This is a genomic window from Cupriavidus nantongensis (assembly GCF_041726985.1).
GTDB classification, from domain to species: domain Bacteria; phylum Pseudomonadota; class Gammaproteobacteria; order Burkholderiales; family Burkholderiaceae; genus Cupriavidus; species Cupriavidus nantongensis_A.
Genome location: NZ_CP168302.1, coordinates 2,162,979 through 2,184,109 on the forward strand (window position 1 = coordinate 2,162,979; position 21,131 = coordinate 2,184,109).

At 69.8% G+C, this 21,131-nt stretch carries 20 protein-coding genes; 7 read left to right on the plus strand and 13 right to left on the minus strand.

Features of this window, described 5'->3' with window-relative positions; translation table 11 throughout:
• Positions 1–468: 468 nt before the first annotated feature.
• From ACEI37_RS09460 to ACEI37_RS09490, 7 genes are all read right to left on the minus strand, one after another.
• Positions 469–1,935 carry an MFS transporter gene (locus ACEI37_RS09460; RefSeq protein ID WP_373376468.1) on the minus strand — a complete coding sequence of 489 codons (1,467 nt, stop codon included), beginning with the start codon at positions 1,933–1,935 and terminating at the stop codon, positions 469–471.
• Between the two features lie 34 nt (positions 1,936–1,969).
• Positions 1,970–3,898, minus strand: coding sequence for a TRAP transporter large permease subunit (locus tag ACEI37_RS09465; RefSeq protein WP_373376469.1), 1,929 nt, complete (start codon positions 3,896–3,898; stop codon positions 1,970–1,972).
• Positions 3,895–4,524 carry a TRAP transporter small permease subunit gene (locus ACEI37_RS09470; protein ID WP_373376470.1) on the minus strand — a complete coding sequence of 210 codons (630 nt, stop codon included), beginning with the start codon at positions 4,522–4,524 and terminating at the stop codon, positions 3,895–3,897. Before ACEI37_RS09470 ends, ACEI37_RS09465 begins: the two co-directional genes overlap by 4 nt.
• An 18-nt stretch (positions 4,525–4,542) precedes the next feature.
• The gene (locus ACEI37_RS09475; RefSeq protein WP_373376471.1) at positions 4,543–5,709 is read right to left on the minus strand and encodes a TRAP transporter substrate-binding protein; all 1,167 of its coding nucleotides are present in this window, start codon (positions 5,707–5,709) and stop codon (positions 4,543–4,545) included.
• Positions 5,710–5,968: 259 nt separating this feature from the next.
• Positions 5,969–6,664, minus strand: a complete 696-nt coding sequence (locus ACEI37_RS09480; RefSeq protein ID WP_373376472.1) for an intradiol ring-cleavage dioxygenase — start codon at positions 6,662–6,664, stop codon at positions 5,969–5,971.
• 66 nt (positions 6,665–6,730) lie between these two features.
• Positions 6,731–6,940 carry a hypothetical protein gene (locus tag ACEI37_RS09485; RefSeq protein ID WP_373376473.1) on the minus strand — a complete coding sequence of 70 codons (210 nt, stop codon included), beginning with the start codon at positions 6,938–6,940 and terminating at the stop codon, positions 6,731–6,733.
• A gap of 355 nt (positions 6,941–7,295) precedes the next feature.
• Positions 7,296–7,763: a nucleoside deaminase gene (locus tag ACEI37_RS09490; RefSeq protein ID WP_373376474.1), complete on the minus strand. Its 468-nt coding sequence runs from the start codon at positions 7,761–7,763 to the stop codon at positions 7,296–7,298.
• Positions 7,764–7,982: 219 nt separating this feature from the next.
• Between ACEI37_RS09490 and ACEI37_RS09495 the strand changes: the two genes are divergently transcribed.
• Complete coding sequence (locus ACEI37_RS09495) at positions 7,983–8,654, plus strand: ankyrin repeat domain-containing protein (protein WP_373376475.1); 672 nt, start codon at positions 7,983–7,985, stop codon at positions 8,652–8,654.
• Between the two features lie 46 nt (positions 8,655–8,700).
• Here the strand turns inward: ACEI37_RS09495 and ACEI37_RS09500 are convergent, their stop codons facing one another.
• Positions 8,701–9,297, minus strand: coding sequence for a helix-turn-helix domain-containing protein (locus tag ACEI37_RS09500; protein ID WP_373376476.1), 597 nt, complete (start codon positions 9,295–9,297; stop codon positions 8,701–8,703).
• A gap of 109 nt (positions 9,298–9,406) precedes the next feature.
• Here ACEI37_RS09500 and kbl point away from each other — a divergent pair, with 109 nt between their 5' ends.
• Entirely contained in the window at positions 9,407–10,606 is a 1,200-nt protein-coding gene (gene kbl / locus ACEI37_RS09505; protein ID WP_373376477.1) for a glycine C-acetyltransferase, read from the plus strand.
• Complete coding sequence (locus tag ACEI37_RS09510; protein WP_373376478.1) at positions 10,606–11,562, plus strand: L-threonine 3-dehydrogenase; 957 nt, start codon at positions 10,606–10,608, stop codon at positions 11,560–11,562. Before kbl ends, ACEI37_RS09510 begins: the two co-directional genes overlap by 1 nt.
• Before the next feature lie 36 nt (positions 11,563–11,598).
• Here ACEI37_RS09510 and ACEI37_RS09515 read toward each other — a convergent pair whose 3' ends face one another.
• The 5 genes from ACEI37_RS09515 to ACEI37_RS09535 form a co-directional block, all read right to left on the minus strand.
• Entirely contained in the window at positions 11,599–11,943 is a 345-nt protein-coding gene (locus ACEI37_RS09515; RefSeq protein WP_373376479.1) for a hypothetical protein, read from the minus strand.
• Positions 11,944–12,125: 182 nt separating this feature from the next.
• Positions 12,126–13,352 carry a phosphoglycerate dehydrogenase gene (serA, locus tag ACEI37_RS09520; protein ID WP_373376480.1) on the minus strand — a complete coding sequence of 409 codons (1,227 nt, stop codon included), beginning with the start codon at positions 13,350–13,352 and terminating at the stop codon, positions 12,126–12,128.
• 111 nt (positions 13,353–13,463) lie between these two features.
• Complete coding sequence (locus ACEI37_RS09525) at positions 13,464–13,988, minus strand: hypothetical protein (protein ID WP_373377744.1); 525 nt, start codon at positions 13,986–13,988, stop codon at positions 13,464–13,466.
• Positions 13,989–14,096: 108 nt separating this feature from the next.
• Positions 14,097–14,291: a hypothetical protein gene (locus ACEI37_RS09530; RefSeq protein ID WP_062802722.1), complete on the minus strand. Its 195-nt coding sequence runs from the start codon at positions 14,289–14,291 to the stop codon at positions 14,097–14,099.
• A gap of 115 nt (positions 14,292–14,406) precedes the next feature.
• Positions 14,407–16,848 carry a TonB-dependent receptor gene (locus tag ACEI37_RS09535; RefSeq protein ID WP_373376481.1) on the minus strand — a complete coding sequence of 814 codons (2,442 nt, stop codon included), beginning with the start codon at positions 16,846–16,848 and terminating at the stop codon, positions 14,407–14,409.
• A gap of 326 nt (positions 16,849–17,174) precedes the next feature.
• On the opposite strand from ACEI37_RS09535, the gene ACEI37_RS09540 reads away from it, so the two are divergent.
• The 4 genes from ACEI37_RS09540 to ACEI37_RS09555 are packed head-to-tail and all read left to right on the plus strand — an operon-like array spanning position 17,175 to position 21,130.
• Entirely contained in the window at positions 17,175–18,158 is a 984-nt protein-coding gene (locus tag ACEI37_RS09540) for a tripartite tricarboxylate transporter substrate binding protein (RefSeq protein WP_373376482.1), read from the plus strand.
• Positions 18,155–18,934, plus strand: a complete 780-nt coding sequence (locus tag ACEI37_RS09545; RefSeq protein ID WP_373376483.1) for an ABC transporter ATP-binding protein — start codon at positions 18,155–18,157, stop codon at positions 18,932–18,934. The genes ACEI37_RS09540 and ACEI37_RS09545 overlap by 4 nt, the downstream gene beginning before the upstream one ends.
• Positions 18,931–19,959: a PQQ-dependent catabolism-associated beta-propeller protein gene (locus tag ACEI37_RS09550; protein ID WP_373376484.1), complete on the plus strand. Its 1,029-nt coding sequence runs from the start codon at positions 18,931–18,933 to the stop codon at positions 19,957–19,959. The genes ACEI37_RS09545 and ACEI37_RS09550 overlap by 4 nt, the downstream gene beginning before the upstream one ends.
• Positions 19,952–21,130, plus strand: a complete 1,179-nt coding sequence (locus ACEI37_RS09555; RefSeq protein ID WP_373376485.1) for an ABC transporter substrate-binding protein — start codon at positions 19,952–19,954, stop codon at positions 21,128–21,130. The genes ACEI37_RS09550 and ACEI37_RS09555 overlap by 8 nt, the downstream gene beginning before the upstream one ends.
• Position 21,131: the final 1 nt, after the last annotated feature.

Below are 21,131 nucleotides of genomic sequence, written 5' to 3' on the forward strand. Positions count from 1 at the left end.
GCAAGCAAAGTCAAAAAGCATCCCCGCCGGCATCCGGCGCATGGATGCCGGGCGAGCGTATCCGTCAGGCAAGCGTGTGGCGTCGCGCAAGGGCTGTCGCGCGTGGCCCGGCTTGCAAGTCCCCAATTCAGCTTGTTGTCTGCAGCACGCGCGATGTGGCTGGGCCGTATCGGCGCACCTTGCAATCGGACCGACATACCGCATGCAGCGGCGTGCAGCCCGTAGAGTTGCCCGGCTTCATCCAGGCAGAGTTGAACAATGGCCAGTAGATTGGCCAAGACATGGCGGCCCGCTGAAGCAAAGATTCACGCACTCAGGCCGCCGCAGGTGAGTTAAAGGTAGTCAGTTGCCCCTTCGCTTGCTGTAAGAATGTGTAAGAGGAGGCTGTAGCACTGCTTAACACGGCATGGAGGAGGAGGCGCCGCAGGAGGGGCCGCAGAAGGAACCGCGCAGCGTCGCTAGTCGTCGCTAGTCGTCGCTGCCGAGCGGCGGTGCGATATGCTCCAGCGGACGGCGTTCGGCATCGATGCCGAAGCGCAAGGCCAGCAGCCCGGCCACGATCACCAGGGCCGCGCCGAAGCCGTAGCCCGCCGCCACCGCTTCGCGGCTGCCGCTCTCGATCAATGCGCCCAGCAGCAGCGGCGCGATAAAGCCGCCGGTGCCGGTGCCCACGGCGTAGAACACCGAGATCGCCAGCGCGCGCATTTCCAGCGGAAACACCTCGCTCGCGGTCAGGTAGGCGGAGCTGGCCGCGGCGGAGGCAAGGAAGAACACCGCGGACCAGCACAGCGCCTGCGTGCGCGCGTCGAGCCAGCCCTGCACGAAGGCCCAGCCGGTCAGCGCGAGGCCGATGCCGGACAGCACGTAGGTGGCGGCGATCATGCGCCGGCGCCCGACGTGGTCGAACAGCGGGCCCAGCAGCAGCGGGCCCAGCGCGTTGCCGAGCGCGAACGGAAAGATATACAGCGCCACGCGCGCTTCGGGCACGCCGTAGAAGCGCGACAGCACCAGCGCATAGGTGAAGAAGATCGCGTTGTAGAAGAAGGCCTGCGCCACCATCAGCGCCAGCGTGATCAGGCTGCGCTGGCGAAAGCGCCGCAGCAGCAGGCGCATGACCTCGCCCACGCCCGGGGCGGCGCGCCGGCGCATCGCCACCGCCGCGCAATCGGGCGACACCGGCGGCAGCGGCCCATGGCTGGCGCGCACTTCGGCCTCGATCGCGGCGATGATGCGCTCGGCCTCGTCCAGCCGCCCATGCGTGGCAAGCCAGCGCGGACTCTCCGGCACATGCCGGCGCACCAGCACGATCGCCACCGCCAGCACCGCGCCGAGCGCGAAGCAGGCGCGCCAGCCCCACACCGGACCGAAGACGCGCGCATCCAGCAGCACCAGGCTGAGCCCGGCGCCCAGCGCCGCGCCGAGCCAGAAGCTGCCGTTGATGGCCAGGTTCACGCGGCCGCGCACGCGCGCGGGAATCAGTTCGTCGATGGCCGAATTGATGGCGGCATACTCGCCGCCGATGCCCAGGCCGGTGCAGAAGCGGCAGGCGGCAAAGAAGGCAAAGTCGGGCGCGAACGCGGTCGCCAGCGTGGCCACCATGTAGACCGCGAGCGTGGCCAGGAACAGCCGCTTGCGCCCGAGCCGGTCGGCCATGCGCCCGAACACCAGCGCCCCCAGCACCGCGCCGGCGATGTAGAGCGAGCCCGACCAGCCCACCTCGGTCGCGCTCAGCCCCAGCGTATCGGGCCGCTCCAGCACCGCGCCGACCGAGCCGACCAGCGTCACCTCCAGGCCATCGAGCACCCACGCGACGCCCAGCGCGATCGCCACGCGCCAGTGCCAGCGCGACCACGGCAGGCGGTCGAGCCGCCCGGGAATGTCGGTGCGGAAGCTGGTGTCGGCAGGCGGGCTGGCGAGGGCGGTATCGGTTGGCATTGCCAACCAGTATAGGAAACGAGCGCAGCGCTGCTCAGCGGTACAGCACGGTCGGCAGCCAGAGGCCGATTTCAGGGAAGACGTAGAGCAGCACCAGCGCAATCAGCTGGATGCCCATGAACGGCAGCATGCCGAGGAAGATCTGGTTCAGCGTGACATGGGGCGGCGCCACGCCCTTCAGGTAGAACGCGGCCATGGCCACCGGCGGCGACAGGAACGCGGTCTGCAGGTTCAGCGCCACCAGCAGCCCGAAGAACAGCGGATCGATGCCGAAGTTGTTCAGCAGCGGGATAAAGATCGGCATGAAGATGATGATGATCTCGGTCCACTCCAGCGGCCAGCCCAGCAGGAAGATGATCAGCTGCGCCAGGATCATGAACTGCACCGGCGACAGGTTCATCGACAGCACCCACTGTTCGACCAGCGCCTGCCCGCCCAGCAGCGCGAACGCGGCCGAGAAGATCGACGAGCCCACGAACAGCCAGCACACCATGGCGCTGGTCTTGGCGGTCAGCAGCACCGATTCCTTGAGCACGCGGAAGTTAAGCTGGCGGTAGGCGGCGGCCAGCAGCGCGCCGCCGAGCGAGCCGACCGCGGCGGCCTCGGTGGGCGTGGCCAGCCCGAACACGATCGAGCCCAGCACCGCCAGGATCAGCAGCGCCAGCGGGAAGAACGACGTCAGCAGCATCTTGAAGATTTCGACCCGCGCAAAGCTGAAGCGCCAGTAGAAGTACACCAGCAGCAGCCCCACCACCGCCAGCGTGATCCAGAACCAGCGCGGCGCCGCGACGGCCGCGGCGGCAGGCATCGAGGGCGGCCGTGCCTCCGCCTCGGTGGCTGAGGGCGTGGCGGACGTGGCCGGTGCGGCAGGCGTGGCCGGTGCCGCGGCGGCCGGCGCTGCCGGTTCTTCCGACGGCGGCGCGGCCAGGTCGTCCACCGACGCGCTGCTTTCCTCCGCGCCGCCCAGCGACAATGGCGATTCGACCGCGATGCTCGCGGCCGGCGCCGTGACCACGCTGTAGATCGTTCCCATCACCAGCGCCGTTGCCAGCGCCGGCAGCAGCACGATGCCGAGCTGGCGCGCGAACACGGCACTCGGCACCTCGGCGTTGCGCGGGCCCTTGAGCGCGCGCATCAGGCCCGCGCCCAGCGCCGGCAGTGCATGGGTGGCACCGCGCGCCTGCAGCGTGCGCGCCACCGGTGGCAGCGGCACCACGCGTTCGGCTTCCGGCAGCGGCGGCGCCAGCCTGGGCTTGAGCTTGGCCAGCAGCACGATGTAGAGCACATAGAGCCCGGTCAGCATCAGCCCGGGAAAGAAGGCGCCGGCATAGAGCTGCACCACCGAGACGCCCGCGGTGGCACCGTAGACGATCAGCAGCACGGAAGGCGGGATCAGGATGCCCAGGCAGCCGCCGGCGGTCACCGCGCCGGCCGACAGCGAGGTGCTGTAGCCCGCGCGCAGCATGGCGGGGAAGGCCAGCAGGCCCATCAGCGTGACCACCGCGCCGACGATGCCGGTGGCGGTGGCGAAGATCGCGCACGTTACCAGCGTCGCCACCGCCAGCGAGCCCGGTATCCACGCCAGCGCCAGGTGCAGGCTGCGGAACAGCTTCTCGATCAGGTTCGAGCGCTCGACCAGGTAGCCCATGAACACGAACAGCGGGACCGAGATCAGCACATCGTTGGTCATTACCGCATAGGCCCGCTGCACCATCAGGTCCAGCGTCTGCTGCACCGCGATCTCCGGGTTGGCGTGGCGGTAAGCCAGCCAGGCAAACAGCACGCCCATGCCCATCAGCGTGAACGCGGTGGGAAAGCCCAGCATGATCGCCACCACGATCAGCGCAAGCATCAGCAGGCCCAGGTGGCCGTTGGTCCAGTCTCCCGGAGCGGGCATGAACCACACCACGCCGCCGATGATCAGCGCCATCAGGGCCACGCCGAACCACAGTTCCTTCCTCATCGGCCGGCTCCCGGCGGGTTGTCGCGCGGTGGCGGGGCCTCGACCAGCTCGGCCGTGGGCGTGCCCTGCACCATCTCCTTGAGCTTGTCGACGTCGACCTCTTCGACATCGCCTTCGCGCAGCGGCCAGTTGCCCGTGCGCAGGCACATGACGCAGCGGATGGTCTCGGCCACGCCCTGCAGCAGCAGCAGCGCGCCGGCCACCGGGATCACCGCCTTGAACGGATAGATCGGCGGGCCGTCGGCGGCGATGGAGGAGTGTTCGTTCTGCGCCAGCGAGACCTCGAAGAAGTCGATGCCGGCCCAGGCCAGCGCGATCACGCCGGGAAAGAAGAACGCCAGGTACAGCACCAGGTCGATGCCGGCCTGCATCCGCGGCGACAGGAAGCCGTAGAGGATATCGCCGCGCACGTGGCCGCGCTTGGCCAGCGTGTAGGCGCCCGCCAGCATGAACAGTGTGCCGTACAACATGTTGCTGGCATCGAATACCCAGGCGTGCGGGGCGCCCAGCGCATAGCGCGAGAACACCTCGTAGCTGATCATCAGCGTGAGCGCGATGATCAGCCACGAGGCGGCCTGGCCGACGAAGGTGCTGAGCCAGTCGATCCGCAGCAGCAGGCGTTGCACGGCGCGCGTCCCGGGGGCTCAGCCGCGCTTGGAGAAGTAATGGCTGGAGGCCAGCCGGTAGTCGACGTTGGTATCGTTCTGCCAGCGCGTGGAGCGCTGCGCGAAGGCCTTCATCGAGTCATTGACCTTCTTGAACATGGGATTCTCTTTTTCCTTGCGCGCCACGATCTCGTCCCAGATCTTCAGCTGCGCCTGCAGCACCGAGTTGGGGGTGGCGTAGAACTTCACGCCCTGCTGCTGCAGCGCCTGGTAGTCCTTGGAATAGCGGTCGATCGCCTTCATCGACATGTCAGCCGAGGCCGCGTCCACCGCGTTGGCGATCAGCGCCTTGAGCTTGGCCGGCAACGCGTCGTAGCGTTTCTTGTTGAACAGGATCTCGAACTGCTCCGAGCACTGGTGGAAGCTGCGCAGCATGCAGACCTTGGACACGTCCTGGAAGCCCAGCGCACGGTCCGAGCTGGCATTGTTGAACTCCGCCGCGTCGAGCAGGCCGCGGTCCAGCGCCGGCACGATCTCGGCGCCCGGCAGCGCGTTCACCGCGGCGCCCAGGCCGGTGAAGATATCGATCGACAGCCCGACGGTGCGGAACTTCAGCCCCTTGAAGTCTTCCGGCTTGGTGATGGGCTTCTTGAACCAGCCCAGCGGCTGCGTCGGCATCGGCCCGTACAGGAACGACACCACGTCCAGGTTCAGGCTGCGGTAGATCTCCTGCTGCAGTTCCTTGCCGCCGCCGTACTTGTGCCAGGCCAGCAGCATGTTCGGGTCCATGCCCCAGGCCGGGCCCGAGCCCCACAGCGCCAGCGCCGAGTTCTTGCCGTACCAGTACGCGATCACGCCATGGCCGCCGTCGAGCGTACCCTTGCTGACCGCGTCGATCAGGTCGAAGGCCTTGACCACCGCGCCCGCCGGCAGCAGCTCGATCTTGAGGTCGCCGCCCGACATGTCGTTCACCTTGGTGACGAAGTCGCCGGCGAACTCGTGGAAAATATCCTTGGTCGGCCAGGTGCTCTGCCAGCGCATCGTGACCGGCCCCTGCGCCTTGACGATGGCCGGGAAGCCCATGGCAGCCGCCCCCGCGGCAGCGCCGGCGGCGCCGCCCAGGAAGCCGCGCCGGGACACGCTGCTGCCCTGGCCGCTAACCTGACCGCCGCTCCGCCCCTCTGATTTCCTCGCCCTGGATGCCATGACCGTCTCCCTCTGATGAGTGTGGGACTACCCGCGAGCGTGCCGGCCATGGAGGACCGAGGCCGCTCGCCACTGACGCGAACACCGGAAAAGTCGGGAAAAACTGGAGCATGCAAGGCCAGCGGACGCGCGGCACGCCTGCGGACAGGCAGGGGTGCCGGGCAGGTGGCCCGTGATTCCCTTCATGGTAGGAAAGGCACAGGCAACCACAATCTAGGGATTACCCGCGCGGTGTGCGCCGGCGCACTTTGCAGCGGGTTCAGGCGCGCGCGATGCCGACCGTGAAGCGGCCTTCGAGCATCCCTGCTGCATCGGCGGCCTGGCGCACTTCCATCAGGTTTGGGCGCGCACCGGCGATGGGATCCTGCACGGTGGCGCGCGCCGGCACGCCGTGCGCACGGTAGGCCGGGTGGCTGCCCAGCACTTCGCGGTTGAGCGCGTCGCTGAAATACAGCTGGCTGGTCAGGGCCTCGGCGCGCCCGAGCAGCACCTTGAAGTGGATATGGATGGCGCGCGGCGCGTACCAGCCGGGATAGATCGAGGTGAAGCTGGCGACGCCGTCGCTGTCCGCCGGCTGGACCCCGCGCAGGAAGCGCGCCTGCCGGTCGGTGCGGCCTTCGCCGCTGTAGTGGCCTTGCGCATCGCAGTGCCAGATGCTGACCAGGGCGCCCGGCACCGGCGCGCAGCCGCGTCCGGCGTCGACCACCCGGATGCGCAAACGCAGAGGCTGGCCGGGGCGGCCATCGCGGATATCGGCGCGCACCAGGGCGTCGTCCAGGTAGAACGGGCCTTCGGTGGCGGCCGGGGTCAGCAGGCACGCCGCGGGCGTTGCCGCCGCGGCCGTGCCCGGCGCAATGCCGGCCGCGGCCAGCAGGCCGAGGTCACGCAGGAAGCGGCGGCGCGCCGCGTCGGGGTCTGCGGGGACGCCGGCATCAGGCGCCGGGCCCGTGGTCATGGTGGCCTCCGTGGTGTTGCGAGTGGGCCGGACGGCGCTTGCCGTGAGTCGGCCCGGGCCTCGGCCTCAGCGTCCCATGGCCTTGAGCATGGAATAGCCGTGGCTGGTGATGCGCGGTGCCTGGCGGCGGCCGTGCAGGACTTCCAGGTGAACGAATTGCTTGTCGACCAGGGCCTTGAGGTCGGTGGGGTCGATCTGGCGGGAATCGGTGGAATCGAGGGAATCGGGGCCGTCGCTCAGCAACAGCAGCGTGGCAAGTTCATGCGGGCTCAGCACGTTCGTCTCCTTGGCTAGAGGGGGGCGTTTGCTGGGAGTCTGCGCGGCGACATCGCGCCGGCGGGAAAGGGGCCATACGGGCGTAACACGGATCGCGAAGACGACGCGCCAGGCGCTGCGCATGTTGCGTCGCAATGCGCAACGCGGCCACCGGACCAGCCGGTGTCTCGCGCAATCCACTGGTTTGACGAAAGGCCCCGCGCGCGGTTCCGTGCTGCCGCCGGCCGTTACATGTGACCCACTGTCGCAGCGCCGTCATCCCCATACTAGCCGGCCCAGGTGACAAGGCGATGGCCATGCCGGCATCGTGGGCAAAGGGAGCGGCAGCCATCCGCTCCCGGTGATGCCGCCGCCGTTACTGGCGCTGCCGCGCGCGCCAGGCCTCGTACAGGTCCACGCCCTGGTCGCGGGCCGGCACGTAGGCCAGCTTCATCTCGCGCTGCTCCAGCGGACGGGCCAGCTCGACGTAGCCGCGCTCGGCGGACAGGTCGTAAGGGGCGCCGTCCTCGTTGGAATACGCGTAGTAGACCGCCTCGACCCCGGCCAGGTACATCGCGGTCAGGCACATCGGGCAGGGATAGCCGCTGGCGTACACGGTGCAGCCGCTCAAGTCGGGCTTGCCCAGCGCACGGCTGGCGGCGCGCACCGCCTGCATCTCGGCATGCGCGCTGGGATCGCAGGTGGCATCAACCTCGTTGACCGCACGCGCCAGCACCGTGCCGTCTCTGACCACCACGGCACCGAAGGGCCAGGTATTGCGCTCGCGCACGTTCTCCATGGCGAGGCGGATGGAATCCAGCAGATAGGCTTCGGTTGTCGACACGCGTTGTCTCCGGTCAGGCCTGGCCCGCGCAGGCGGACATGATGCGGGCCTCGCGACTATAGGACAGCGTGCGCGGGCAGGGTGGCGCGGGTTGTTATAGAGCGTATTCGGGCGCCCGCCGACTATTGCGGTTGGCACTGGCGCGCATTCGAATCCTTAACTTCGCGTGCCGCGGGCGGCGTGCCAGAATGCGGCCGATGTCTCCCTGAAGGATTCCACATGCTGGTGGCACGCCTGTTCATTTCCCTGTCCCTGTTCATTGCCATGCTGACATCCGTTCCCGCCGCCGCGAGCGCAACGCCCGAGCAACAACTGCGCGAAGCCGCGGCGCGCGGCGACGCCGCGCAGGTCAGCGCGCTGCTGGCCCAGGGCGCCAGCATCGACGCGCGCGATGCGCAGGGACGCACCGCGCTGCTGCTGGCCACGCACCACAACCGCGTGCAGGCGGCGCGGGTGCTGATCGATGCCGGCGCCGATGTGAACGCGCAGGATGCGATCCACGACAGTCCCTACCTGTATGCCGGCGCGCGCGGCCACAACGAGATCCTGCGCCTGACGCTGGCGCACGGCGCTGACCTGCGCAGCACCAACCGCTACGGCGGCACCGCACTGATCCCTGCTGCCGAGCGCGGGCATGTCGAGACCGTGCGTATGCTGATCGGCGCCGGCGTGGCGGTGGACCATGTGAACCGGCTCAAGTGGACGGCCTTGCTCGAGGCCATCATCCTCGGCAACGGCGGTGCCGCCCATACCGAGATCGTGCGCCTGCTGGTCCAGGCCGGGGCCAACGTGAGCCTGGCCGACGGCGACGGCGTCACGCCGCTGCAGCACGCGCGCCAGCGCGGCTACCGCCAGATCGAGCAGATCCTCGTCGCCGCCGGCGCACGCTGAGCGGCCCGGGCCGCAGCGCGGGCGCGCGGCCGCCTGCCTTTGCGTGTCAGCCTGGATGCACTACAACCAGTAGTGCGGTGGCCGTGGTCTTGCCACCATTGGAGATCGCATGTGCGACATCGGCCGCATAGCGCGCGGTCTCGCCGTGCCGCAGCTTCTTTTCATCGGCGCCCGCGCGCACCGTCATCGATCCGCTCAGCACCGACAGGTGTTCCTGGGTGCCGGCCTCGTGCGGCTCGGAGGACAGCACGCCGCCGGCCTGGATCGTCAGCTCATACCACTCGAAGCGCCCGGCCAGGTCGATCGGGCCCAGGATGCGCAGGTCGCAGCGCGTGTCCGGGCTCTTCAGCGACGGGATCGCGTGCGGCTGCACCACGGTGATGCCGCCCCCGGTACGCTCCGCGGCGCCGCCGGCGAGGAAGTCGGTCAGGCTTACGCCGAGCGCATTGGCCAGACGCCACAGCACCGCCACGGTGGGGTTGGCGAGGTTGCGTTCGATCTGCGACAGCATCGATTTGGATACGCCGGCGCGGCGCGACAGTTCGTCGAGCGACAGCCGCTGCTGCTGGCGCAGCGCTTGCAGCGCCATGCCGACGGCGGGCGGCCCGTCGGCCGGCGAGGTCTGGAGCAGGGCTTGCGTCATGGAATGATGTTCGTTATATTGCGCAAAATGTTCGATATACAGAACGCGTTCGATTTATCGATCGGATCGTAGCACACCTGTCCACCCTCGAATCCAACGGAGCCAAGTCATGCCGAATGCCCAGGCGTTCTATGCGTCCATCCGCGACGAGCTGCAGTCCATCCGCGACGCCGGGCTGTACAAGAACGAGCGCGTGATCGCCACGCCGCAGGGCGCGCGCGTGCGCACCAGCGACGGCCGCGAGGTCATCAACCTGTGCGCCAACAACTACCTGGGCCTGTCGTCGCATCCGCGCGTGATCGAGGCCGCGCACGAGGCGCTGCGCACGCACGGCTTCGGCCTGAGCTCGGTGCGCTTCATCTGCGGCACGCAGGACCTGCACAAGACGCTCGAGGCGCGGCTGTCGGCCTTCCTCGGCACCGAGGACACCATCCTCTACGGCTCGGCCTTCGACGCCAACGGCGGGTTGTTCGAAACACTGCTGGGGGCGGAAGACGCGGTCATCAGCGATGCGCTCAACCACGCCTCGATCATCGACGGCATCCGCCTGTCCAGGGCGCGGCGCTACCGCTACCAGCACAACGACATGGACGACCTGCGCGCGCAGCTGGAACAGGCGCGGGCCGACGGCGCGCGCTACACGCTGGTGTTCTCCGACGGCGTGTTCTCGATGGACGGCACCGTGGCGCGCCTGGACCAGATGCGCGCGCTGTGCGACGAGTACGGTGCGCTGCTGGGCATCGACGAATGTCATGCCACCGGCTTCATGGGCCAGCGCGGCCGCGGCACGCACGAGGCGCGCGGGGTGTTCGGCAAGATCGACATCATCACCGGCACGCTCGGCAAGGCGCTGGGCGGCGCGTCGGGCGGCTTCACCAGCGCGCGCAAGGAAGTGGTGGCGCTGCTGCGCCAGCGCTCGCGGCCGTATCTGTTCTCGAACACGGTGGCGCCGGCGATCGTGGGTGCGTCGATCGCGGTGCTCGATATCCTTGAAGGCAGCACCGAGCTGCGCGACCGGCTCGAGCGCAACACGAAGTTCTTCCGCGCCGGCCTGGACCGGCTCGGCTTCGACGTCAAGGCCGGCGACCACCCCATCATCCCGATCATGGTCTACGACGCCGACAAGGCGCAGCGGCTGGCGCAGCGGCTGCTGGAACTGGGCGTGTACGTGGTGGGGTTCTTCTATCCGGTGGTGCCCAGGGGCCAGGCGCGCATCCGCGTGCAGATGAGCGCGCTGCATGACGAGGCCACGCTGCAGGCCGCGCTGGACGCCTTCGATGAAGCCGGCCGCGAACTGGGGCTGATCTGATGGCTGATGCCAAACCGAAAATCCTGATCGTCGGCGCCAATGGCCAGATCGGGTCCGAGCTGGCGCTGGCACTGGCCGAGCGCTACGGTCGCGCCAATGTGGTCACCTCCGACGTGGTGCCCACCGGCCGCCACGTGCACCTGACCCACGAAATGCTCAACGCCACGGACCGCGGCGAGCTGGCCACGGTGGTCGAGCGCCATGGCATCACCCAGGTCTACCTGCTGGCCGCGGCGCTGTCCGCCACCGGCGAGAAGGCGCCGCAGTGGGCCTGGAACCTCAACATGACCAGCCTGCTCAACGTGCTGGAGCTGGCGCGGCAGACCGGGCTGGAACGGGTGTTCTGGCCCAGCTCGATCGCCGCCTTCGGCCCGACCACGCCGGCCGCGAACACGCCGCAGCAGACCGTGATGGAGCCGACCACGGTCTACGGCATCTCCAAGCAGGCGGGCGAGGGCTGGTGCCGCTGGTACCACGCCAACCATGGCGTCGATGTGCGCAGCGTGCGCTATCCCGGCCTGATCTCGCACAAGACCCCGCCCGGCGGCGGCACCACCGACTATGCCGTCGACATCTTCCATGCGGCGGTGAAGGGCGAGCCCTACACCTGCTTCCTGCGCGAGGACGAGGCCCTGCCGATGATGTATATGCCCGATGCCATCCGCGCCACCATCGAACTGATGGAAGCGCCAGCGGCCGGGCTCAGCGAGCGCGGCAGCTACAACATCGCCGGCATGAGCTTTACGCCGGCGCAGATCGCCGCGGCCATCCGCGAGCAGGTGCCGGGCTTCCAGATCCGCTACGAACCGGACTATCGCCAGGCGATCGCGCAGGGCTGGCCCGATTCGATCGACGACGCGGTCGCGCGCGCCGACTGGGGCTGGCGGGCGCAGTACGGGCTGCGCGAGATGGTCGCCGACATGCTGGCCAACCTGCGCGCGACGCTGCCGGCCTGAGCCGCTACGGCGTCGCGCGACCGGTCAGACTGTCATCTAGTGATAGGTCACCACGACCAGGTAGGCGGGTGCCCTACTGCGCTTGCCGGCGAGGGCGGGTTGTACTTCCAGCCTGGCCGTGCCGATGCGGGTGGTGCCTGCCAGCTGGTGCGGGGCCACGGCGAAGGGCGCCGAGACGATGTGGCCCGAGGGTTGCTGGCAACTGGCCTGTACCAGGCCCGCGGACGGGCGGAATCCGCATGAGGGGTTGGTGATCGCACCGAGGAACGTAATGGTGCCGGTCTGTGCTGCCGCGCTGCCGATTGCAGCGGTTGCCAGCAGCGTGGCTGCGGCCAGCCGCGCGACCAGGGCGGCGGCCTTCCTGCTCCGTTCAAGCGACATATCTGAACCTCACGATAGTTAGTGCGGCGCCGACGCGGGCCGCCATTGTCATCGCTAGCGTGCAGGCCCACCAATGCGCGTGTGGGCTGCCTTCAGCATAGGCTCTCATTCAGAGCATTCTTAGCATTTAAGACAGTTCGGCGGACATTGCCGGAAGGGATCCGGCAACGATGGACGCGTGGCTACGCCGCGCCGCGCAGGATCAGCCGCGAGCGCGCGAAGCCGGCATGGGTCTGCAGCGCCTGCATCAGCTGCTCGGACGGCGTGCGATCCAGGTCAGTCACTACGTAGCCGGTGTGGCCGCGCGTCTGCAGATGCTGGCCGGTGATGTTCACGCCTTCTTGCGCCAGCAGCGTGTTCAGCGCCGCCAGCGCGCCGGGGGCGTTGCCGTGCACGTTGAGCAGCCGTGCCGGCGCATGCAGCGGGCCGGGGTCGACCTCGGGGAAGTTGACCGCGCCGATGGTGCCGCCGGTCGCGAGGAAGTGCGCGAGCTTGGCCGCGACCTCGGTGCCGATGTTCTCCTGGGCTTCTTCGGTGCTGCCGCCGACGTGCGGGGTCAGCAGCACGTTGGGCAGGTTCTGCAGTTCGCTGGTGAACGGGTCCTGGTTGGTCTTGGGCTCTTCCGGGAACACGTCGATGGCCGCGCCGCCCAGCCGCTTCTCGCGCAGCGCCGCGGCCAGCGCGGCGATGTCGACCACGCTGCCGCGCGAGGCATTGATCAGGATCGCGCCGGGCTTGAACGCCGCCAGGATGTTGGCATCGATCATGTTGCGCGTGCGCGGCGTGGCGGGCACGTGCAGCGTCACCACCTCGGCCTGCGATACCGCTTCTTCGAGCGAGCCGGCGGCGCGGGCCGAACCGTGCGAGAGCCGCGCGAGCACATCGTAGTAGACCACGCGCATGCCCATCGATTCGGCCAGCACGCCCACCTGCGAACCGATATTGCCGTAGCCGACGATGGCGATGGTCTTGCCGCGCGTCTCGAACGCGCCGGCGGCGCCCTTGGCCCATTTGCCGGCATGCGCCAGCGTGTTCTTCTCGGGGATCCGGCGCAGCAGCATCACCGCCTCGGCGACCACCAGCTCGGCCACCGAACGGGTGTTGGAAAAGGGCGCATTGAAGACCGGGATGCCGGCGGCGGTGGCGGCATCGAGGTCGACCTGCGAGGTGCCGATGCAGAAGCAGCCGATCGAAAGCAGCCCCGGCGCGCTACGGATATCGTCCGCGCGCAGGTGGGTGGCGGAGCGGATGCCGATCACGTCATGATCGGCCAGCACCTGGCGCAGTTCGGCACCGGCCAGCGCACCGGTGCGGCGCTCGACCTGCAGGCCGGCTTCGGCCAGCCGGGCGTTGGCGCTCTGGTGGATGTTCTCGAGCAGGATGGCTGTGGTCACGTTGGTTTTCCGCATGGAGGGTTGGCGGGCATTGCCGCATCGCCTCCATTCTGCGCGCAAAACGGTGAACGGGCCGGGGAGCCCCTGCTGCCGGCATTGGCACCGGCGGCGCGCTCGGCGCCAGCGTCAGCGCGCGCGGCGCGCGTCGCCGCCGAGCGGATCGACGATGATCATGGTCTGGCGCAGCACGCCGGCGTTGTCGAAGTAGCAGCTGAAGTGCGCCGTCTGCAGGCCGTCCTTGTACATGCGCCAGGACCAGGCTTCGCGCTGCATCAGCGGGTAATACTGCACCGGCTCGCGCGGCAAGCCGAAATGCTGCTGCACGTCCTGCTTGGTCCAGACCCCGATCCGGGCGCGATAGATCTCGGCCTCGGTCAGCATCTGGCGGTAGCGGGTCAGCCTGCCCGCGGTATCGAAATCGGCGGCGTAAACCGCATGGCCGAAGGGCTGCGTCGACCACAGCCAGCGGGTGGTACCGTCGGCCAGGCGGTGGGTTTCGGTGGGTGGCCCGAAAGTCTGGCGCACTGCACTTTCAGGGCTGCCTATCATCTGCTGGCCGGTCTGCTCCGGCTGCAGCATGGCACAGGCGCCGAGCAGGGCGGCTATGCAAAAGAGGACGAGGTGACGGCGGGGCAGGGACCGGGATGGCATGGCGCGCTCCTGCAAGAGGGAATGTCCGCAGCCGCCATTGTCCGGCTGCCAGCCCGCCCGGCGCAACCGGTCGGGATGCCGGCACGCCGGCGCCGGCCCCGCACCGGCTTAGCAGCGGCCCTTCTTGGCCTGGCCCGGCGGGCAGAACGACTCGTTGCCGTACGCGTCGACGCGGCAGTTGCCTTTCTTGGCCTGCCCCGGCGGGCAGCCCTGCGGGCCGCCGCCGTAGGTGTCATAGGGGGCGACCACGCAGCCGCCGAGCAGCGCGCTGCACGCAACCAGAAGGGCCAGGACGGATTTCATTGCAATTCTCCTTGTTGTGGGGGATTCCGTTTGCGACAGGAGAATAGATTGTGCCAGCGCCGTTGTCTGTAAGGAATCGTGAGGACGGCGGCGCCGGGATGGCAAGCTACGGGCGCTACATCCGGAACACCACACCCAGCCAGACACTGCGCGGCGCTCCCGGCGCCACGAACAGCGCGCTGGCGGCATCGCCCGGGGCGACGTGGGGGCGCACCAGGCTGCCGCCGGGAAACACGTCGTTGGCAATCTGACCGTAGGTCTCGTAGCGCCGGTCCAGCAGGTTGGCCACGCGCGCATAGATTTCGACGCGCTTGCTGACCTGATACGCCGCGCGCAGGTTGATGGTGGCGTAGCCGGGCGTGCGCCAGTCGGCGGCCTGCGGCGCTTCCCCTGCCTGCGGGTCGCTGCGCAGCCCGTCCTCGTTGCCGCTGGAGACCGAGCCCGACACCGCCACCAGGTCGGCGCCCAGCACCAGCCCGGCCAGCGCCTGCCAGTCCGCGCCCAGCTTGAGCGTATGGCGCGGCAGTCCTGCCATGCGCATGCCCGGGCGGATGTCGATAGTGCGTTCGCCGGCGGCCAGCGCGCCGGCGGACTGGTAGGTGGCCTGCAGGTAGCTGTAGGCCAGCCGCAGCGTGACGGGGCCGAGGCGATGGCGCGCGGCGAGGTCGAGCCCCTGGTTGCGGGTGCGGTCGAAGTTGGCGAAGTAGCCGAGCTGCGTATTCGGTGCGCGCACGAACAGGATGTCGTCGTGGTTGTCGATGCGATAGAGCGACGCCGTGACCTCGGTGTGCTGGCGCGGCTGCCAGCGCAGGCCGGCCTCGAACGAATGCGACACCACCTGCTTCAGGTAGGGATCGGCCTGCAGGCCCGCTGGCAGCCGGCAGGGCCGCTCCGGGTCGGCGCAGCCGAGCTCGAGCACGGTCGGTACGCGGTTGTTCTGCGCATAGCCGCCGAACACCGTAACCCCGCCGCCCAGCTTCTGCGCCAGCCCCAGCGCCGGGTTCAGGCGGCGATAGGTAAAACTCTCGCGCGGCTGCTCGCTGCCGTCGCTGTTGCGCAGCGTATTGCTGACGGAGACGTGGTTCCAGCGCGCCGACGCGGTCAGGAAGGTGGTGGGCGTCAGCGACCAGGTATCGGACAGGTACAGCCCCAGCGTGCGCGCGTTGCCGCTGACGCCGGAGAACAGGGCGTTGGCCGCGGCGGGATCGGCAACCACGCCGCGGTCGCCGGTGAAGCTGCCGGGCTGTGCGTATTGCGAATAGGTGAGGCGGCTGCGGTCGAGCGTCACGCCGGCATTGATGACGTGGCGTTCGGTCTCGCGCGCCAGGCTCAGCGCCATGCCGACGGTCTGCTGCCGCATATGGCTGGTGTTGAGGACCGCCGGGTGCAGCGCCGCGCCTTCGGCGCGGGTCATGCGGCAGTCGTCGCCGCGCGGGCTGCCGTCGGCGTCGAAACCGTCCTCGCAGTTTTCGGCATAGGCCTCGTAGTCCGGGTTGACGTCGCCGTTGGCGGTGTCGCGGCGGCTGTTGCGCACATAAACCAGCGCTGCGGCGCTGGTCTTGTCGTCGAACCAGTGGCGGCCGTTGAGCGCGGCCTGCGTGACCAGGTTGCGGGTCTGGTCGGGATAGGTGTAGACCGCGCGCCGGTTGGACTGGTACAGCTCGGGCACCGTGCCACCGTCGCCGGCGCTATAGCTGGGCACCAGACCATTACCGGTCAGCGTGCTGCGTCCATGCAGCAGCGAGACGTCCCAGCTGCTGCTGTCACCGGCGTAGCCCCCCTTGGCAAAGATGTTGCCGAGCCGACCGTCGGAATGGTCACGCCAGCCATGCTCCTGGAACAGCGTGCCGGCGGCGAACGCATGCCAGCCGCTGTCGCTGCGCACGCCGCCGGACAGGTCGGCGCGCTTGCGCGCCTGGCTGCCGTAGGACAGGTCGGCGGTGAAGCCGGGCGAGTCCAGCCCGGAACGCGTGGTCATGGCGAGCGCCCCGCCGAGCGTGTTGAGGCCGTAGGCGGGGTTGGCGCTGGATATCAGCGACGCGCTCGCCAGCGCCGCCTCCGGGATCATGTCCCAGCTCACCACGTCGCCAAAGGGCTCGTTGACGCGGATGCCGTCCAGGTACACCGACAGCCCCTGCGGCACGCCAGGGATCGACGACGCGCGGAAGCCGCGGTAGGTGATGTCGGTCTGGAACGGGCTGCCCTGGATGTCGTTGACGTTGACGCCGGCGAGATGACGGTTCAGGTAGTCGGCCAGGTTGCCGGCGCGCGCGCCGCCGAGCTCGCTGCCGCGCACGGTCTGCACGGTGTAGGGCACCAGGTCGCTGGCGACGCCGATGCCGGGCAGCGGCGCGGCGGCCACCACCAGCACTTCGGGCAACAGCGTACTGTCCTGGTTTGGCGCAATAGTGTCCTGTTGCGCCACAGCGGCGCGCTGGCACAGCAGCGTGATCAGCGCGGACAGCACCGCGGCGCGGCGGCACGGGCGGGCTGCGACGGCGCGTGGAAGTCGGGATGGCCGCTGGCCTGGCGGTGCAGGGCGCGGGATGGCTGGCATGGTCGGTCTCCTCGGGATAGCGGCGCATGCCTGCATCGGACCGCGCCTGTGGGCGGGGCTTCAGCAGTTTTCGTACCGGGCAGCAGCGTGGGCCTGCGCCCTGTCACAAAACAGGACAATGGGGCGTTGCCGCCTGCGGGCCAGTGTTCCATCACGGCACAATGCCGCGCGCCGCCTCGCAGCACGCGTCGCTGCGAGGCGGCGGCCGGCAGTCGTGCAGCGCCGGCCCGGCAAGGTGCGCGGGGATGCGGCATGCCGTGTTGCATCGCACATGGTATCGGCCTTGCTCTGTCACACCGCATCCCAATCCGGTCCGGTGCTTTGCCATGTTCCGTTGCCTTGCCTGCCTGCTGTCGATATGCCTCGGCCTGTTGCCGGCTGGCTGCGCGCGGGCCGAGGGCGCAGCCGCTTATCCGTCGCGTCCGGTCACGCTGGTGGTGCCGTGGCCGGCCGGCGGCGCCACCGATATCTCGATGCGCATCCTGGCCGAGCTCGCCGGGCGTGAGCTGGGGCAGCCGATCGTGGTGGAGAACCGGCCCGGCGCCGGCGGCACGCTGGTGGGCGGGCTGCTCGCCGCAGCGCGCCCGGACGGCTACACCATCGGCCAGCTGCCGCTGACGGTGTACCGGTTCCCGCACCAGCAGAAGACCGCGTGGCAGCCGCTGCGCGATATCCAGCCGGTGCTGATGATCTCGGGCTATACCTTCGGCATCGTGGTGCCCGCCGACAGTCCGTGGCGCTCGCTGCGCGAGCTGATCGCCTGGGGCCGCGCGCATCCGGGCCAGCTGACCGTGGGCTCGACCGGCATCGGCACCACCGCGCACCTGGCGATGGAGGATGTGCTGGGCCGCAGCGGCGTGCGCTACCTGCACGTGCCGTACCACGGCACCGCCGACCAGATGCTGGCGGTGGCCAACGGCTCGCTGATGGCGGGGGTCAATTCCACCGGCTTCGCGCCCTTCGTCGAGGCCGGCAAGCTGCGCCTCTTGGCGGTGTTCAGCGCGCAGCGTTCGGCGCGCTGGCCCGAAGTGCCGACCGTGGCCGAGCTGGGCTTCGCTGACGCGGTCCACAACTCGCCCTACGGCATCGGCGTGCCGCGCGGCACCGATGCGGCCATCGTCCGGCGGCTGCACGACGCGTTCCGCGTCGCCATGCATCAGCCGCGCCATCTTGCCGAGCTGGCCCGCTACGACCAGGAGCTGACCTACCTCGGCACCGCGCAATACGAAGCCTTCCTGCGCCAGGCCTGGGACACGGAACGCAGCTTTGCCCGGCGTGCGGGCACGGCACGGGCGAAGGAGCAGCTATGAACGCGCTGCCAATGCAGGAAGCGCCGGTGCTCGCTTGCGACGCCGTGCGCAAGGCGTTCGGCGGGCGCGTCGCGCTCGACGGGGTCTCGCTGTGCGTGCGGCGCGGCGAGTTCGTGGCGCTGCTGGGGCCTAACGGCGCGGGCAAGACCACGATGTTCCAGATCCTCAGCGGCCTGTTCGTCGCCGATGCCGGACAGGTCATGGTGATGGGCTGCGACATGCGGCGCGAGCCCGTGCGCGCGCTGGCGCAGCTGGGCATCGTGTTCCAGCAGCCCGCCATCGACCTGGACCTGCCGGTGCTGGCCAACCTGCGCTTCCATGCCGACCTGCATGGCCTGCCGCGGCGCGAGGCGGCGCAGCGGATCGCGCGCCTGCTGCAGGCCTTCGGCCTGGCGCCGCGCGCGCAAGCGCCGGTGCGCGAGCTGTCGGGCGGCAGCCGGCGCAAGGTCGAGCTGGCGCGCGCGCTGCTGCATGAACCGGCCATGCTGCTGCTGGACGAGCCGACGGTGGGGCTGGACCCGGCCTCGCGCGTGCAGCTGCTGGCGGAGACCCGGCGGCTGGCGCGGCACGCCGGCGCCGGCGTGCTGTGGGCCACCCACCTGGTGCAGGAGGTGGAGCAGGCCGACCGCGTGATCGTGCTCGACCGCGGCGCGGTGCGTTTCGACGGCACCCCGGCCGCGCTGCTGGGCGTCACCGCGGCCGCGACGCTGGAAGACGCATTTCTTGCCATGACGCCGTCGGTCATCCGCGCGGCGCAAACGGAGCTCACCGCATGAAGCCGATGCCATCCCCCGCCTGGCTCGCCGGCGCCTGGCTGATCGCCACCGCGTTGCTGGTTGCCGCCGGCCTGGCCGAAGGCGCGCAGGGTAGCCAGGGCAGCCCCGCGCGCGTCGCCACCGGCCAGGTCTTTGTCTCCAGCGAAAAGGACGACGCGCTGACCGCCTACGCCTCCGGCAGCGGCCAGCAGCTGGCGTCGTGGCGCCAGTGCCGGCGGCCGCGCCACCTGCAGCTGTCGCCGGACCGCGCGCGGCTGTACGTGGCCTGCAGCGACGACCACCGCGTCGACGTGGTCGACGTCGGCACGCGCAAGACCGTGGCGTCGCTGCCGGTCGGAGACGACCCCGAATTGTTCGACCTCAGCCAGGACGGCCGCACGCTCTACGTGTCGAATGAAGAGGACGCGCTGCTGTCGGCCTACGACACCGGCTCCGGCAAGCGCGTGTTCGCGGTCGGCGTGGGCGAAGAACCGGAGGGCGTCAGGGTCAGCGCGGACGGACGGCAGGTGTACGTGGCTTCCGAAGTGGCCAACCTGGTCCATGTGGTCGACGTCGCCACGCGCAAGGTGGTGCGCAATATCCGCGTCGGCAACCGGCCGCGCCGGCTGCTGCTGGTGCGCGGCGGCAAGGAGCTCTGGGTCTCAAACGAATTGTCGGCCAGCGTCAGCGTGATCCGCACCGATACGCTGGAGGTGGTCCAGACCATCGCCTTCGCGCCGCGCGGCATGCGCGCCGAGGACGTGACGCCGGTCGGGATGGCGGTGCGCAGCGACGGCAGCCACGCCTATATCGGGCTGGGCCGCGCCAACCATGTCGCAGTGGTGGAGGTGGCGTCGCGCCGCGTGCAGGACTACGTGCTGGTGGGGCGGCGCGCCTGGGGGCTGGCGCTGAGCCGCGACAACGCCCGGCTCTACGTCGCCAACGGGCTGTCCGACGATGTCAGCGTGGTCGACACCGCCAGCCGCAAGGCGGTGGCCACGCTCAAGGCGGGCCGCGTACCGCATTCGGTGGCGATCGATGACTGAGCGGGCGCTGGCGGTGCTGGCCTTCACGCTTGCGGTAGCGCTGTCGGGCCCGCTGCACGCCGCCGAGGTGCGCGTGGCGGTGGTGTCGCTGGCCGACGATGCCCGCCACGCGCCGCGGCGCCTGGCGCAGCGCTATCCCGACCAGCCGCAGGGCAGCGCGCTCGACGGCGCGCAGGTGGCGGCGGCGGAAGCGCGCTTTGCGCTGGAGGCCGCGGGCCAGTCGCTCCGGGTCGAGGCGCAGCAGGCCCGCAACGAAGCCGAGGTGGCCACGCTGGTCGCGGCGCTGGCGCGCCAGGGCACGCGCTTTATCCTGCTCGACCTGCCGCCGGCTTCGGTCAGGGCCGCCGCGGGCGCGGTCAGGCCGGGCGAGGCGCTGCTGTTCAATGTCTCCGCCGACGACGATGCGCTGCGCGGCGCCGGCTGCGCGCCGGTGCTGCTGCATACGCTGCCCAGCCAGCGCATGCGCGCCGACGCGCTGATGCAGTACCTGGCCGCGCGCAAGTGGCGCCGCGCGCTGCTGCTGAGCGGCCAGTCCGCGGCCGACGCCGCGCAGCGCGAGGCGTTGCTGGGCGCCGCGCGGCGCTTCGGCATCGCGTGGACGGCGCAGCGCGCGTTCCGGCTGTCCAACGATCCGCGCGAGCGCGACCAGGCCAATGTCAGGCTGCTCACCAGTGGCGCGGACTACGACGTGGTGGTGGTGGCCGACGCCGACGGCGAATTCGCGCGCGGCCTGCCCTACGCCACGCAGTTGCCGCGCCCGGTGGTGGGCGCCAGCGGGCTGGGCGCGCAGGCCTGGCACTGGGCCTGGGAGCGCAACGGCGGGCCGCAGCTCAACCGGCGCTTCGCGCGCGCCGCGGGCCGGCCGATGACCGGTTACGACTGGGCCGCGTGGGTCGCGGTCAAGGCCATTGCCGAGAGCGTGGTGAGGCAGCCCGCTGGCTTTTCCGCGCAGGCGCAGGCGCTGGCCGCGGGGCAAGTGGTGGTGGACGGCTTCAAGGGCCCGCCGCTGTCGTTCCGGCGCTGGGACCGCCAGCTGCGCCAGCCGCTGATGCTGGCGCACCCCGACGGCGTGATCGGCACCGCGCCGGTCGAAGGCGTGCTGCATCCGAAGAACAACCTCGACACGCTGGGCGCCGACGAAGCCGACACCGCGTGCCGCGCCCCGACCTGAC

Bases quoted from the DNA above. Each gene is read 5' to 3' on its own strand.
- ACEI37_RS09460 (WP_373376468.1), bottom strand. From the start codon at position 1,935: ATGCCAACCGATACCGCCCTCGCCAGCCCGCCTGCCGACACCAGCTTC.
- ACEI37_RS09465 (WP_373376469.1), bottom strand. From the start codon at position 3,898: ATGAGGAAGGAACTGTGGTTCGGCGTGGCCCTGATGGCGCTGATCATC.
- ACEI37_RS09475 (WP_373376471.1), bottom strand. From the start codon at position 5,709: ATGGCATCCAGGGCGAGGAAATCAGAGGGGCGGAGCGGCGGTCAGGTT.
- ACEI37_RS09480 (WP_373376472.1), bottom strand. From the start codon at position 6,664: ATGACCACGGGCCCGGCGCCTGATGCCGGCGTCCCCGCAGACCCCGAC.
- ACEI37_RS09495 (WP_373376475.1), top strand. From the start codon at position 7,983: ATGCTGGTGGCACGCCTGTTCATTTCCCTGTCCCTGTTCATTGCCATG.
- ACEI37_RS09500 (WP_373376476.1), bottom strand. From the start codon at position 9,297: ATGACGCAAGCCCTGCTCCAGACCTCGCCGGCCGACGGGCCGCCCGCC.
- kbl (WP_373376477.1), top strand. From the start codon at position 9,407: ATGCCGAATGCCCAGGCGTTCTATGCGTCCATCCGCGACGAGCTGCAG.
- ACEI37_RS09510 (WP_373376478.1), top strand. From the start codon at position 10,606: ATGGCTGATGCCAAACCGAAAATCCTGATCGTCGGCGCCAATGGCCAG.
- ACEI37_RS09515 (WP_373376479.1), bottom strand. From the start codon at position 11,943: ATGTCGCTTGAACGGAGCAGGAAGGCCGCCGCCCTGGTCGCGCGGCTG.
- serA (WP_373376480.1), bottom strand. From the start codon at position 13,352: ATGCGGAAAACCAACGTGACCACAGCCATCCTGCTCGAGAACATCCAC.
- ACEI37_RS09525 (WP_373377744.1), bottom strand. From the start codon at position 13,988: ATGCCATCCCGGTCCCTGCCCCGCCGTCACCTCGTCCTCTTTTGCATA.
- ACEI37_RS09530 (WP_062802722.1), bottom strand. From the start codon at position 14,291: ATGAAATCCGTCCTGGCCCTTCTGGTTGCGTGCAGCGCGCTGCTCGGC.
- ACEI37_RS09535 (WP_373376481.1), bottom strand. From the start codon at position 16,848: ATGCCAGCCATCCCGCGCCCTGCACCGCCAGGCCAGCGGCCATCCCGA.
- ACEI37_RS09540 (WP_373376482.1), top strand. From the start codon at position 17,175: ATGTTCCGTTGCCTTGCCTGCCTGCTGTCGATATGCCTCGGCCTGTTG.
- ACEI37_RS09545 (WP_373376483.1), top strand. From the start codon at position 18,155: ATGAACGCGCTGCCAATGCAGGAAGCGCCGGTGCTCGCTTGCGACGCC.
- ACEI37_RS09550 (WP_373376484.1), top strand. From the start codon at position 18,931: ATGAAGCCGATGCCATCCCCCGCCTGGCTCGCCGGCGCCTGGCTGATC.
- ACEI37_RS09555 (WP_373376485.1), top strand. From the start codon at position 19,952: ATGACTGAGCGGGCGCTGGCGGTGCTGGCCTTCACGCTTGCGGTAGCG.